This is a genomic window from Streptococcus sanguinis, from assembly GCF_003943655.1.
Classification (GTDB): Bacteria; Bacillota; Bacilli; order Lactobacillales; family Streptococcaceae; genus Streptococcus; species Streptococcus sanguinis_F.
This window is the reverse complement of sequence record NZ_RJMM01000001.1, coordinates 15,015-28,563: the sequence shown is the minus strand read 5'-3', so window position 1 is coordinate 28,563 and position 13,549 is coordinate 15,015. Positions and strand designations below refer to the sequence as shown.

Here is a 13,549-nt window from a genome sequence, read left to right as displayed (position 1 = left end):
TTCTAAAAAAACTGTGTGTCTAGCCATCTATCCCATAATAAACTTGCCCCTTACTGACTTTGTCAATGATAAACTCTTGAACGAGTACAAGTATAGTAGTCATAGAATGCAGAAAACCGCCCGTCAAGCAACGAGCGGTCTTCTTATTCACGAATTTCTTATCCTTTGATGGCAATAAAGGGTGATCCTTCTGTATTATCCGTCGGATCGACACTCTTGACCCCAAAGAGATAGTCTACTGGATACCAGCCATTATTAGCTGCATTATAAGGGTCACGGACATAGGTTTTTCCATTGTCATAGCCTTTGAGAACCAGCTCATGAGTGACTGGATAATGGGCAAAGATGCTGGTACCAACGGCACCTAGGACATGATGCCCCTGCGAAAGCACTTCTTTGACCGCAGAAGCTGTAAACAGGGTCTCAGTCGTCAGATTCCAGTGCTGGGCAGCGCGAACAATACCCCGGCTGCTGGTGCCAAATCCATCTTTATTAAATTCATTGGTATGATTATATAGGTAATCCGCAACAGTTGTCGGAAGCACTTCTGTCCCAGTAATTCCAGAAATAACCATGGCTAGCGTTGTCGGCACGCATCCTGTCGCATCCATGCTGTAAGGACCATACTTCCTGCCACCCCAGCGACCATCACGCTGTGAGTAGTACGGAGTATTGTAAACCGCTTTTGATACCTGGGTCGTAGTAGCATCAACAGCGATGAGCTGACCATTGTCCTGCTTATAGTAAAGATGAATCTTGTACTCGCCGGTAGAAAGCTTATGGTCACTAGCTCGGACCGTGATCTTATAGGTGCCATTTGCCTGCTTTTGGGCCAAATACCACTTGACATCATCCTGATCCTTATCTGTGGACCAAGTTGGCAGATAGACTGCTTGAATTCCACCTGGATTGGAGACATTTGTCACAACTACATCAAAAGTTCCTGTTCGCGCATTATTGTTTTGGATATTGATTTTTCCAGTCGCACGGATGTTTTCAGGTGCTACAGAAACCATCAGCTTCTCGCCACCTGCACCTTGCATCTGGCCGTCCTCATTCAGATAGTAAAGATGAACCTTGTACTCACCCACTGAAAACTTATGATCCTGAGCTCGAACATGTTTTTTATAGGTGCCGTCAGATTGGCGCTCAGCGATATACCACTGCACATCGTCTTGGTCATCCTTGCTGGACCAAGTCGGTAGGTAGACCGCCTTCAGGCCATCCGGGGCAACAATATCAGAAACGACTATATCAAATTCACCTGTCTGCGGATTGTTGTTCTGAATGGTAATCTTACCTTGAGGCTGCGCGCGAGTAACCTCTGTCTTAGCCGAACCTGCACCCTGCAGCTGGCCTGCATCATTCACAAAATAGAGGTGAACATTGTACTCGCCCAAGGAGTTCTTATGATTGCGGTAGCTGACATGCTTGAAATAGGTCCCATCAGCTCGTCTTTCAGCGGTGTACCACTGCACGTCGTCTTGGTCGTTAGCGGTGGACCAGGTTGGAAGACTAACAGACTTCAGACCATCTGAAGCAACAATGTCGGACACAACAATATCAAATTCGCCTGTCTGCGGATTGTTGTTCTGAATGGTAATCTTGCCTTTTGGTTGCGCGCGGTCAACCACCGTCTTAGCTGAGCCTGCACCCTGCAGCTGGCCTGCATCATTCACAAAATAGAGGTGAACATTATACTCACCTAGAGAGTTCTTATGATTGCGGTAACTGACATGCTTGAAATAGGTCCCATCAGCGCGCCTTTCGGCTGTGTACCACTGCACATCATCTTGGTCATTGGCAGCTGACCAAGTCGGCAAGTAAACGGCCTTCAGACCATCTGGGGCTACAATATCTGACACGACTATATCAAATTCGCCTGTCTGCGGATTATTGTTCTGAATGGTGATTTTTCCCTGTGGCTGCGCGCGAGTAACTACCGTCTTAGCCGAACCCGCACCCTGCAGCTGGCCTGCATCATTCACGAAATAGAGATGAACATTATACTCCCCCAGAGAGTTCTTGTGGTTGCGGTAGCTGACGTGTTTGAAATAGGTCCCATCAGCGCGCCTTTCGGCTGTGTACCACTGCACATCATCTTGGTCATTGGCAGCTGACCAAGTCGGCAAGTAAACGGCCTTCAGACCATCTGGGGCTACAATATCTGACACGACTATATCAAATTCGCCTGTCTGCGGATTATTGTTCTGAATGGTGATCTTGCCCTGTGGCTGCGCGCGAGTAACTACCGTCTTAGCCGAACCCGCACCCTGCAGCTGGCCTGCATCATTCACGAAATAGAGGTGAACATTATACTCCCCCAGAGAGTTCTTATGATTGCGGTAGCTGACATGCTTAAAATAGGTTCCATCAGCGCGTCTTTCGGCTGTGTACCACTGCACATCATCTTGGTCGTTAGCAGCTGACCATGTCGGTAGATAAACAGACTTCAGACCATCTGGGGCGATAATATCGGACACGACAATATCAAATTCACCTGTCTGTGGATTGTTGTTCTGAATGGTAATCTTGCCTTGTGGCTTTTTGACTTCTGCTGCTGCCAAGGGGCGCTCTGTAGCAGAAACTGCTTGTGCTGGCTGATTAGAAGCATCACTTTTTTCTGAGTTCTCAGCCACAGCAGGTTGATTTTCTGTCGAAGCTACAGTATCACTTTTCGGCCGGGCACTTTCTACAGGATCTGAAGAAGTAGACTGAGCACTGGTATCGGAAGACGTAGGTATCTGACTAGCGTCAGGAGTAACAGCCTCCGGTGCTGGTGCAGCCTTATCCATACTTGACAGACTGGTTTCTGTTACAGTTGGAGTTGCAGCTGTGCTAGCTTGGTTCTCCACAGCCTGGCTGACAGCGACACTGTCAGCTGTCTGACTAGGTGCTAGCTGATCTGCCTGAACCGCTCCACTTCCAAGAAAGGCCAGACCAGTCGCAATCGCTACAGAGACTGCTCCCAGACTGCATTTGCGGATGCCAAAACGAGTAAACTTCTCTGCTCGAGACGCCATCATTCGTCTTTTTTTCATAATAGGATTCTCCTTTTGCAAAAAAGTAAAAAGCAAGCCAAATTTTCTGCAAACCAGCTAAAGAATTTTTACTTTTTATTTTTTAAATCGTACGCTTTGATTATATAATAATCGCAAAACGATTACAAGCGAATGAAGAAAATCTAAACATCAAAGAAAGGCTTAGACACTGTATTCTTACAGCGATTTTTGTTATACTAATGATAGAAAGTTCAGCGAGGATGCAAGATGACCCCAAATAAAGAAGACTATCTCAAGTGTATCTATGAGATTGGCAGCCGCCACAAAAAAATCACCAATAAAGAAATCGCCCAGCTCATGCAGGTTTCACCTCCGGCTGTGACGGAAATGATGAAAAAAATGCTGGCGGAAGAACTTCTGGTCAAGGATAAAAAAGCCGGCTACCTGCTGACTGATTTGGGGCTAAGGCTAGTTTCTGACCTCTATCGCAAGCACCGACTGATTGAAGTCTTTCTGGTCAACCATCTCGGCTACTCGACTGATGAAATCCATGAGGAAGCCGAAGTCCTAGAGCACACTGTTTCTGAGCGCTTCGTTGAGCGTCTGGATGCCATGCTCCAGTATCCCAAGACCTGTCCTCACGGGGGCACCATTCCAGCCAAGGGAGAGCTTCTGGACGAAGAAAACCAACTGACTCTGGAAGAGGCTTCTGCCCCTGGCGACTATATCATCAAACGCGTACACGATGACTTTGACTTGCTTAAATACTTGGAAAAATACAACCTGCAAATCGGCCAAACCGTCACCTTCATCCAATACGATTCTTTCGCTCAGGTCTATCTTCTCAAGACAGAAACTCAAGAAATCCAAATCAATCCTATGATTGCCCAGCAGATTTATGTGGAAAAACTATAAACAGAACCCAGTTCGGACTTTTTAGTCTAAACTGGGTTTTTATTGACAAAAATAAGATGTCGGAATATAATAAGTATACTTATAAAAATCTAGAGGGAAAGCTAATGGAAAAATCGCAGTTTAACTCCATCTACAAGGATGAATACAAAAAATCAACCGGTCTGCTCTTTATCCGCGCCTACCATAAGTGGCATGGGCTGATAAAAAACAAACTGAGAACGATTGATTTGACCCATCCCCAGTTTGTCGTTCTGACCACTCTTGCTGCACTCCTGTGTCAGCAAGAATGGGTTAGTCAGACCGATATTGCCCAATTTTCTGACATGGATGTTATGACCGTATCCCAAATCATCCGCCTCTTGGTCAAGAAAGGTTTGATCATGCGGGAAGTCCATCCCAAGGACAGCCGTGCCAACATCATACTCCTAACGGATACGGGGCTGCAAAAGGTTAACCAAGCCCTTCCTCTGGTAGAAGGTATTGATCAGGCGTTCTTTGGAAAATTAGGAAATAATACAGAAACATTAAACCAACTCTTAATCAAACTGGAGGCAGAAAATGACTAGATTTTGGATTGGTGTCGTATCAAAAGAACATGTACTAAGAGGTGTAGAAGGTGGATTTTGCCAAGTCTGCCATGGTAAGAAAGCACCGCTGAACCGAATGAAAAAGGGGGACTATCTTCTGTACTACAGCCCCAAGTATCAGCTGAATAGTCAGGAAAAACTGCAGGCCTTTACAGCAGTTGGCAAGATTCTAGATGACACAGCTTACCAAGTAAAGATGTTTGAAGGCTTCGTCCCATTTCGGCGAGATGTCAGCTACTACCAGCCTGTCAAAGACTGCCCCATTGACCAAGTCCGACAACATCCTCAGTGGCGCCAATATGCTTCTCAGATAAGATATGGACATTTCGAAGTTTCGAAAGACTTCTTCCTTTATGTTTTTGAGCAAATGAAATTAGACAGCACTGCAAATCAGTAAAAGCAGCTTCGTTTGACTTACACCTAAACCTTGCTCACCTGTCATTAAATCTAAAGTTCCGATTCTCAAGGAAAATCGGAACTTTTTGATTTTAAGTGAAATTATCGATTTATTAAATCAGCATAAAAGCTGATAAACTACCCGTAATCACATTTACTAAAGCATGTATGATCCAGCTGGCTAAAATGGAGCCATCAGATTTCTTTTCATTGACAAAGCCCATATAGGCCGCGATACCACCCGTACACAAAATGATGAGCAGGGTTTGCTGCCAAGAGAGCACTGTTATAAACATCAAGCCATGGAGCAGACCAAAAAGAGCAGCTTGTATGGTGTTGGCCACTACAAAGGATAAGCGGCTAGCCAATCTCTTTAAAAGAAAACCTCTGAATAACAGTTCTTCCGACAGAGAAGTTTGAAAAATACCATAAATCAGAACAGCTGGCAAGGCTTGGAAGCCGAGGCCTGAGAAATTCGAAGTCGCTGTATCTAGATTTTTTACAGCAGGATATACTAGCAAAAACGAAAGAAGCAAGAAAGATAGCGAACCCAACAAAATCCACAGCCAGATCTTTCGGCTGCCAGCATCTTTTAGTGGTTTTAAGCCAAGCCATTCTAAAAATGGACTTTTTCTTCTAGCACTTATCAACCACCAAACAAAAGGAAGAGAAGCAAACAAAGCAATTTGAATCAGAGCATTCAGCATCTGTTGAACTAGATTTTCCATGATAAGAGACTCCTTTCTTTTCTTTAATATGATTATACAAGACAAACTTCAAGAATTTATAAAGTAATTCTAAAATATTTCTAAAGAATGAAAGAAATCATAAACATAAACAATCAAGGATTATCGCCACTTCCACTTGTTTGCTATGCTCATCATTTTTGGACTAAATGATGCTCAAAAACTCTTTAAAGATCTATCTCAAAAATCTAAGAAAAGTTGCAGATAAAAATAAGGCGTTGAGTTTAAAAAATAGAAAACTGACAATGCATTAAAGAAAGAAAAAAGTCCTAAAATTTTATCACACAAAGTCAAATTTTCAGCCTATCTATCCTAGATGATTTTCTTTTTAGTCAAATACTCCCAGCTCCTGCTTATCCACTTCATCCCCCTCGGAGTCTCAATTTTTCAAGCTCAGTACCATGCCAAAAGCTGTTTTTCCCTTCTTGCCAACACGCTTACATTTTGCTAAAATGATGTCAAAAATCAGTAAGGAAAAATTATGCCACAAGAACTTTTTAAAGAATTTGCCCAGCTAGATCAAGTGGAAGCTATTGTTCTCGGTGGCTCTCGTACTGGACAGCATTTTGACAAAGACTCAGACTATGATGTTTATATCTACTTGACAGGTTCCATTGCTCCCACGACTCGACGCGATATCCTCAGCAAGTACTGCTCCTACATGGAAATTGGCAATCAGTTTTGGGAACTAGAGGATGACTGTGTGTTAAAGAACAAGATCGAAATTGAGCTCATTTACCGTACACTGGATAGCTTTGATAAAGATCTGCAGACTGTCGTCCTAGATCACCAAGCTCAGAATGCCTATACTACCTGTATGTGGCACAATCTGCTTCACAGCAAAATCATCTACGACCGAAATGGTCGCTACGAGACACTTCAGAACAAGTACAGACTACCTTATCCAGCTGAGCTGAAAAAGAATATTATTAAGAAGCAGCTCCTCTTACTCGATCAAGCCATGCCAGCTTTCTCCAAACAAATAGAAAAAGCGCTCAAGCGTCAGGACTTGCTCAGCATCAATCACCGCAGCAGTGAATTTTTTGCTTCCTATTTTGACTTGCTCTTCGCTCTAAACGAACAGACGCACCCTGGAGAAAAGAGAATGCTGGAGTTTGCAAAAACAAACTGCTCGCTATTGCCTCAGCATTTCGAAGAAAATATACAGACCTATTTTCAAAAACTCTACACTGAGCCCGCTGAAGCCATAAAGCTTATCAATCAGCTAGTGACGACCATCAAAGAAGTCATTCCTCAAGAAATTATTGGCGATTTTTAGTAATGTTGTCGGAAACTATCTATTCATTGCTACAGAAGCAAAAAAATTAGGAGTTTGAACACTAGTGTTCAAACTCCTTTTCATGCTTTTTATCAGCGATTCTTTGTATCCAAGATAATAGTCACTGGACCATCATTGATTAGTTCTACCTGCATGTCTGCCCCAAAAATCCCCGTCCGAGTTGCCACCTCCTGCTGCAAGGCAAGATTAAAGGCATCATAAAAATTGCTAGCCATCTCTGGCGGAGCAGCCTTGACAAAGGCTGGCCGATTACCTTTTTTGGTATCTGCATGCAGAGTGAACTGGGAAATCGACAAAATCTCTCCGCCAATGTCCTTGATAGACAGGTTCATTTTACCCTCAGCATCGGAAAAAATCCGCATATTGACAATCTTCCTGACTGCATAATCCATATCCTCCTGACTATCGTCAGGCCCTACGCCTACTAGGAGCAGGAGACCTTGTCCAATACTGCTGCGCAGCTGCTGGTCAATGCTGACCTGAGCACGCTTCACGCGCTGAATCACTATTTTCATATCTTTTCCTTTGATTTAACGGTAACTTACAGCTCGATAATGATTTCCGAAAAGAATCAGCCATTAGTCCGCTTGACCGAGTAGACCTCCGGCACGCTCTTGATCTTATCCACCACCGTCGTCAGCATGGACAGATTAGCAATACCAAAAGAAACGTGGATATTAGCAAATTTCATATCCTTGGTTGGCTGAGCATTGACTGTTGAGATATTTTTGGTGGTATTGGACAGAACCTGCAACACATCGTTGAGGAGGCCAGAGCGGTTGAGACCGTATATATCAATGTGAGCCGTGTACTCTTTGGTCGTGTTGTTGTCTTCCCATTCCACATCAATCAGTCGCTGCTCGTAATTTTCCTGAGCCTTGAGATTCATGCAGTCCTGCCGGTGAATGGCTACACCGCGTCCTTTGGTAATATAGCCAACAATATCATCACCCGGTACAGGGTTACAGCATTTGGCAATCCGGATGAGGAGACCAGACGCCCCCTGAATAACCACACCACCTTCGTGCTTAACCTTGAGGGTGTCTTTTTTGTTTTCGACCTTGACCTCGCCGCCCTTAACCAATTCCTCCGCTTCTGCTCTGGCCTTGGCCCGTTCTTCCTCACGGCGCTCTTTTTCTGTCAAACGGTTGAAAATACTAATGGCACCAATCTCACCGAAGCCAATCGCTGCAAAAAGCGCCTCTTCAGTCTTATAGCTGGTCTTCTGCAGCACTTCTTCCATGTGCTTCTTGTCCATGTACTTATTAGCTACATAGCCATGCTCCTGAAATTGAGCCTGCAAGAGCTCTCGGCCTTTGGAAATAGACAGCTCCTTGTCTTGATTCTTAAAGAACTGACGGATTTTATTTCTGGCCTTGCTGGTCTTGACAATATTGAGCCAGTCGCGGCTCGGTCCGAAGGAGTTAGCATTGGTGATGATTTCCACCTGATCCCCTGTCCTGAGCTTGGTTGTCAGGGGCACCATGCGGCCATTGACCTTGGCTCCTGTGGCTTTCTCACCGACCTTGGTATGGATCTCATAGGCAAAGTCAATGGGACCCGAGTCCTTAGGCAGAGAACGCACCGCTCCATCTGGTGTGAAAACGTAAATTTCCTCAGCCAGATAGCTCTCCTTAACTGAGTCAACGAAATCCTTAGCATTGTTAGACTGGTCTTGCAGCTCCATCAACTCCTTGATCCAGTTCATCCCGATGGCTGATTCTTTGCTGTCTACCTGTCCCTTGACACCTTTCTTGTAAGCCCAGTGAGCCGCAACCCCATACTCAGCGACCTCATGCATTTCCTTAGTCCGAATCTGAAACTCAATCGGACCTTTGGGTCCATAAACGGTCGTATGAATAGACTGGTAACCATTGGCCTTGCGGTTGGCAATATAATCCTTGAACCGCCCCGGCATCGGCCGCCAAAGCTCATGAATGTAGCCCAGCATAGCATAAACATCACTTTGAGTATCCAAGATACAGCGAATGGCGATTAAATCATAAATCTCATCAAAACGCTTCTTCTTGTCCTGCATCTTGCGATAGATCGAGTAGATATGCTTGGGCCGGCCATAAATCTTACCGTGCAGATTGCGCTCGCCAGCATAGGTCTCAATCTTCTGAACCACCTCTTCTACCAGAGCTTCACGCTCCCGACGCTTCTCCTTCATCATGTGGGAAATTTTGTAAAATTCCACTTCATTGAGATAACGGAAAGACAAATCTTCCAGCTCCCACTTGACACTGGAAATCCCCAGGCGATGAGCCAAGGGTGCGTAAATTTCCATTGTTTCTCGAGAAATCCGCTCCTGCTTATCCTTGCGCAGATGCTTGAGCGTCCGCATATTGTGGAGACGGTCTGCCAGTTTGACCAAAATAACCCGGATATCCTCCGACATGGCCATCAGCATCTTACGGTGATTTTCTGCCAGCTGCTCCTCGTGGGATTTGTACTTGACCTTACCCAGCTTGGTAACCCCATCTACGATCACGCGCACATCAGTTCCAAACTCTCTTTCCAAATCATCCAGCGTCGCACGGGTATCCTCGACCACATCATGTAGAAAGCCGCAAGCAACCGTTACCGCGTCCAGCTTGAGCTTGGCCAAAATCCCTGCCACCTGAATAGGATGCACGATATAAGGCTCACCTGACCTGCGAAACTGCCCACTGTGACAGTCAATCGCATAGATCAAAGCTTTCTGTATAAAGGCCACATCCTCCGCAGCCAGATATTTTCTCGTAAGGGCCAATACCTGATCGCCCGTCAAATTCACTTCTTTTGGCATCTCGTCTCTCCAATTCCTGCCTACTATTTTATCACTTTTAACCCGATATGAAAACCTAGAAGACGGTTCATATAAAAACCCGCCTTAAACGGGCGGGTTGTGGTGAAGAAAGTGATGAACTTCTTCCTTGATAAATTGACAATAAGCGTAGACAAGGTAGCAAGTAGATGCCACACCCAAAAGGGCGACAAACAACTCAAATAAGGCAGACATAGTCATGGCGAACCTCCTCTCCTTATCAGGCAAAATGCAGATACGCTTCCCAGCTTAGGCAGTCTGATTTTTTCCGTTTTATTTTCCTTTCTGACTTACCCAAGTGAGCTCATCACTATTATACCAAAATACGAAAGCGGATACAAGGCGGTGAGGCAGTTGCTCCTAATAATGATTTTATCAAAATAGATAACATGCTAAATTTGAAGTATCAAAAGTAGAAATACCAATGTTAGCAAATTTTTTCCACCATCTTAATCTCCTTTTAATTTGACACGGTTTCTCTAAATGAATAAGTATTATCATATTTGACAGTTACTGAATAATAGTAATAATCGTCGTTTCGGTTTGAGCTTCCAAAACCTAAAGTTGCCTGTTCTCTTTCGTTTTTGTGAAAATACTGATTGATAGTTTGATTTTGAATCGAATAATCAATATCAAACGCCCCATTGTTGCCATTATAACTTTTGGATTTCATAGATAAAGAAGATAGAAAAGACTGATTAATTGTTAACTTTTGAAATAAGAATCCATCAAAAGGCCATAATTCTTTCGCTTTCTCCTCATCAGAAAAGACAAAATTGCTGTCTATATAATCAACTCTTATTGTTTCTTCTGGCTTTTGAGTGACATCATCAGAAGCCCGTGTCTTGGTTAGCACTCCAGAAATTGTGTGATTGCTACTATCCCCTTGTAAAGTTATTTCGATAAGATAAGTCCCACGTTTGATATACACTTGCTCTACTTTAAACCCATCCGGAAATTGCTTAAACAAATCAAATAGATTTTCAGTGGGATAGACGCTCCCCACTTCAGCTACCTTATTCTCAATCCAATCTCGGCTGCTCCTCTTTTCTCCACATCCTATTAATCCTATCATCACTCCCCCTAAAAGTAATATTTTGAGAAAAATCCGCTTTTTCATGATATTCTCCTTGTTTATTATACTTAATAAAGTACTTATTTCAGTCACTGTATAGTGTACCATAATTTTTTAAAACTCTATTTTATTCTACCTCCATCTGATTATTCACTTATCCTCTGATGNCTTCATTCAGCATTTTCAAACCAATATTAGAAAGTATGAAAGCTCTAAACTGGAAATTTCTTCTTGATGAGAGCGTTTTAATATAGTATAATATAAGTCCGAAATTCATTTTAACAAAGGAGATATTATGTCCAAATCATCCCTTCAAAAAACGGTTGCGCTTTTGAGCGCAGCTGCACTTGCGGCAACTGTAAATGCTGTTCAGGCTGATGAGAATACTCCAGCAGTCACTGCTAATCCTGCTCCAGTAGAAAGCAGCGCAGCGGAAACAAAACCAACGACTGCTGCAAGTCCTACTGAAGCTACTGCGACAAAAGAGAGCACGGATCCTAGCTCTGCTATTTCCCCAGAAAATGCCAGTGGAAATACTGATGCTCTGATGGCTATGGCTCGAAATGTAGGGGCTACTGAGGATACTAAGCCCGTGGAGGGACAGACTGTCGATGTTCGTATCTTGGCAACGACCGACCTCCATACCAACTTGGTCAACTACGACTACTATCAGGACAAGCCGGTGGAGACCTTGGGACTGGCTAAGACTGCCGTGCTGATCGAGAAGGCCAAGAAAGAAAATCCAAACGTCCTTTTGGTAGACAATGGCGATACCATCCAAGGAACGCCGCTGGGAACCTATAAGGCCATTGTGGATCCTGTGGAGAAAGGCGAGCAGCACCCTATGTACGCTGCTCTGCAAGCTCTGGGCTTTGAAGCTGGTACGCTAGGAAACCATGAGTTCAACTACGGTCTGGACTATCTGAACCGTGTGATTGAGACAGCAGGCATGCCTCTTGTCAATGCCAATGTGCTGGATCCAGCGACTGGTAAATTCATCTATCAGCCTTACAAAATCATCGAAAAGACCTTTACAGATACACAAGGTCGCTTGACGACTGTCAAGATTGGTGTGACCGGGATTGTACCGCCGCAGATTCTCAACTGGGATAAGGCAAACCTAGAAGGAAAAGTGGTCGTTCGCGATTCTGTTGAGGCTATTCGAGATATTATTCCTGAGATGCGCAAGGCCGGTGCAGACATCACTTTGGTGCTTTCTCACTCTGGTATCGGAGATGACAAGTATGAAAAAGGCGAGGAAAATGAAGGCTATCAAATCGCCAGCCTGCCAGGTGTGGATGCTGTTGTAACGGGCCACTCTCACGCAGAATTTCCAAGCGGAAATGGAACTGGATTCTACGAAAAATACCCTGGCGTAGACGGTGTCAACGGTAAAATCAACGGCACTCCAGTAACCATGGCTGGAAAATACGGCGACCATCTGGGCGTCATTGACCTCAAGCTGAACTATACCGACGGCAAATGGAAAGTCACTGACAGCAAAGGCTCTATCCGCAAGGTAGATACCAAGTCTAATGTAGCAGATCAGCGCGTCGTTGATATTGCTAAAGAATCCCACCAAGGAACTATCAACTATGTCCGCCAGCAAGTCGGCACCACGACTGCACCAATCACTAGTTACTTCGCTCTGGTCAAAGACGATCCATCCGTGCAAATCGTCAACAATGCTCAGCTTTGGTATGCTAAGCAAGAGCTGGCTGGCACGCCTGAAGCCAATCTTCCTATCCTATCTGCAGCAGCTCCTTTCAAGGCAGGAACTCGTGGGGATGCAACGGCCTACACAGACATTCCAGCTGGTCCTATTGCCATCAAGAACGTAGCAGACCTCTATCTCTATGATAATGTCACAGCTATCCTCAAGGTCAACGGTGCCCAGCTCAAAGAATGGTTGGAAATGTCAGCTGGCCAGTTCAATACCATTGACCCAAACAATAGCCAACCGCAAAATCTCGTCAATACTGACTACCGGACTTATAACTTTGATGTTATCGACGGTGTTACCTATGAGTTTGACATTACCCAGCCGAACAAATACGACCGCGAAGGCAAACTGGCCAATCCAAATGCCAGTCGGGTCCGCAACCTGAAATACCAAGGCAAGGAGATTGACCCAAATCAGGAATTTATCGTCGTGACCAACAACTACCGGTCTAACGGTAACTTCCCTGGTGTTCGAGAAGCCAGCCTCAATCGTCTCCTCAATCTGGAAAACCGCCAAGCTATCATCAACTATATCTTGGCTGTCAAAAATATCAATCCAAGTGCAGATCAGAACTGGCATTTCGCTGACACCATCAAGGGACTGGACCTGCGCTTCCTAACAGCTGATAAGGCCAAGAACTTGATTGGTACTGACGGAGACATCGTCTATCTAGCAGCTTCTGCCCAAGAAGGATTTGGCGAATACAAATTCGTCTACGTCGCACCGAAAACTGAACCGGTTCCTATTGAGCAACCAAGCTCTCCGACTACCGCAGTTGAAGCAGCCAATCTGCAGCATAGCAGAGTAGACTTCCCTGTCTTGACTGCTGTTGACCCTAGCACAAACAAGCAAGCATCCCACAGACAGGCAGGAACAGAAAGCCTCCCAGCAACCGGAGAAAAGACATCCTCGCTCGGACTCTTGGGACTTGTCATGACCGGACTTGCAGGAATCTTCGCCTTCAAAAAACGTGAAAGACAATAATGATAAAAAAAT

At 44.6% G+C, this 13,549-nt stretch carries 11 protein-coding genes; 5 read left to right on the top strand and 6 right to left on the bottom strand.

Annotation, left to right across the window (positions count from 1 at the left end; translation table 11 throughout):
* Positions 1-158: 158 nt before the first annotated feature.
* The gene (locus D8886_RS00160; RefSeq protein WP_125433845.1) at positions 159-3,041 is read right to left on the bottom strand and encodes a GBS Bsp-like repeat-containing protein; all 2,883 of its coding nucleotides are present in this window, start codon (positions 3,039-3,041) and stop codon (positions 159-161) included.
* A gap of 228 nt (positions 3,042-3,269) precedes the next feature.
* On the opposite strand from D8886_RS00160, the gene D8886_RS00155 reads away from it, so the two are divergent.
* From D8886_RS00155 to D8886_RS00145, 3 genes are all read left to right on the top strand, one after another.
* Entirely contained in the window at positions 3,270-3,917 is a 648-nt protein-coding gene (locus D8886_RS00155) for a metal-dependent transcriptional regulator (RefSeq protein ID WP_125433844.1), read from the top strand.
* 104 nt (positions 3,918-4,021) lie between these two features.
* On the top strand, positions 4,022-4,483 hold the full coding sequence (locus D8886_RS00150; RefSeq protein ID WP_125382131.1) for a MarR family winged helix-turn-helix transcriptional regulator: 462 nt from the start codon (positions 4,022-4,024) through the stop codon (positions 4,481-4,483).
* The gene (locus D8886_RS00145) at positions 4,476-4,901 is read left to right on the top strand and encodes an EVE domain-containing protein (RefSeq protein ID WP_125382133.1); all 426 of its coding nucleotides are present in this window, start codon (positions 4,476-4,478) and stop codon (positions 4,899-4,901) included. Before D8886_RS00150 ends, D8886_RS00145 begins: the two co-directional genes overlap by 8 nt.
* Before the next feature lie 112 nt (positions 4,902-5,013).
* Here the strand turns inward: D8886_RS00145 and D8886_RS00140 are convergent, their stop codons facing one another.
* Positions 5,014-5,628: a CPBP family intramembrane glutamic endopeptidase gene (locus tag D8886_RS00140; protein WP_125433843.1), complete on the bottom strand. Its 615-nt coding sequence runs from the start codon at positions 5,626-5,628 to the stop codon at positions 5,014-5,016.
* A gap of 499 nt (positions 5,629-6,127) precedes the next feature.
* Here D8886_RS00140 and D8886_RS00130 point away from each other — a divergent pair, with 499 nt between their 5' ends.
* Positions 6,128-6,925, top strand: coding sequence for a DUF4037 domain-containing protein (locus tag D8886_RS00130; protein WP_125433842.1), 798 nt, complete (start codon positions 6,128-6,130; stop codon positions 6,923-6,925).
* A gap of 92 nt (positions 6,926-7,017) precedes the next feature.
* Here D8886_RS00130 and dtd read toward each other — a convergent pair whose 3' ends face one another.
* The 4 genes from dtd to D8886_RS00115 all read right to left on the bottom strand — a co-directional run bounded on the left by dtd (position 7,018) and on the right by D8886_RS00115 (position 10,875).
* On the bottom strand, positions 7,018-7,461 hold the full coding sequence (dtd, locus tag D8886_RS00125) for a D-aminoacyl-tRNA deacylase (protein WP_002911121.1): 444 nt from the start codon (positions 7,459-7,461) through the stop codon (positions 7,018-7,020).
* Positions 7,462-7,517: 56 nt separating this feature from the next.
* Positions 7,518-9,737, bottom strand: a complete 2,220-nt coding sequence (locus D8886_RS00120; RefSeq protein ID WP_002901641.1) for a RelA/SpoT family protein — start codon at positions 9,735-9,737, stop codon at positions 7,518-7,520.
* A gap of 84 nt (positions 9,738-9,821) precedes the next feature.
* Positions 9,822-9,956, bottom strand: coding sequence for a hypothetical protein (locus D8886_RS11745; protein ID WP_002896703.1), 135 nt, complete (start codon positions 9,954-9,956; stop codon positions 9,822-9,824).
* A 259-nt stretch (positions 9,957-10,215) separates the two neighbouring features.
* The gene (locus tag D8886_RS00115) at positions 10,216-10,875 is read right to left on the bottom strand and encodes a hypothetical protein (RefSeq protein ID WP_048772052.1); all 660 of its coding nucleotides are present in this window, start codon (positions 10,873-10,875) and stop codon (positions 10,216-10,218) included.
* Between the two features lie 250 nt (positions 10,876-11,125).
* On the opposite strand from D8886_RS00115, the gene D8886_RS00110 reads away from it, so the two are divergent.
* A complete protein-coding gene (locus tag D8886_RS00110; protein ID WP_048772050.1) occupies positions 11,126-13,537 on the top strand; it encodes a bifunctional 2',3'-cyclic-nucleotide 2'-phosphodiesterase/3'-nucleotidase in 2,412 nt (803 codons plus the stop codon).
* Positions 13,538-13,549 lie beyond the last annotated feature (12 nt).

Coding starts and splice junctions, on each gene's coding strand:
- D8886_RS00160 (WP_125433845.1), bottom strand. CDS start 3,041: ATGAAAAAAAGACGAATGATGGCGTCTCGAGCAGAGAAGTTTACTCGT.
- D8886_RS00155 (WP_125433844.1), top strand. CDS start 3,270: ATGACCCCAAATAAAGAAGACTATCTCAAGTGTATCTATGAGATTGGC.
- D8886_RS00150 (WP_125382131.1), top strand. CDS start 4,022: ATGGAAAAATCGCAGTTTAACTCCATCTACAAGGATGAATACAAAAAA.
- D8886_RS00145 (WP_125382133.1), top strand. CDS start 4,476: ATGACTAGATTTTGGATTGGTGTCGTATCAAAAGAACATGTACTAAGA.
- D8886_RS00140 (WP_125433843.1), bottom strand. CDS start 5,628: ATGGAAAATCTAGTTCAACAGATGCTGAATGCTCTGATTCAAATTGCT.
- D8886_RS00130 (WP_125433842.1), top strand. CDS start 6,128: ATGCCACAAGAACTTTTTAAAGAATTTGCCCAGCTAGATCAAGTGGAA.
- dtd (WP_002911121.1), bottom strand. CDS start 7,461: ATGAAAATAGTGATTCAGCGCGTGAAGCGTGCTCAGGTCAGCATTGAC.
- D8886_RS00120 (WP_002901641.1), bottom strand. CDS start 9,737: ATGCCAAAAGAAGTGAATTTGACGGGCGATCAGGTATTGGCCCTTACG.
- D8886_RS11745 (WP_002896703.1), bottom strand. CDS start 9,956: ATGACTATGTCTGCCTTATTTGAGTTGTTTGTCGCCCTTTTGGGTGTG.
- D8886_RS00115 (WP_048772052.1), bottom strand. CDS start 10,875: ATGAAAAAGCGGATTTTTCTCAAAATATTACTTTTAGGGGGAGTGATG.
- D8886_RS00110 (WP_048772050.1), top strand. CDS start 11,126: ATGTCCAAATCATCCCTTCAAAAAACGGTTGCGCTTTTGAGCGCAGCT.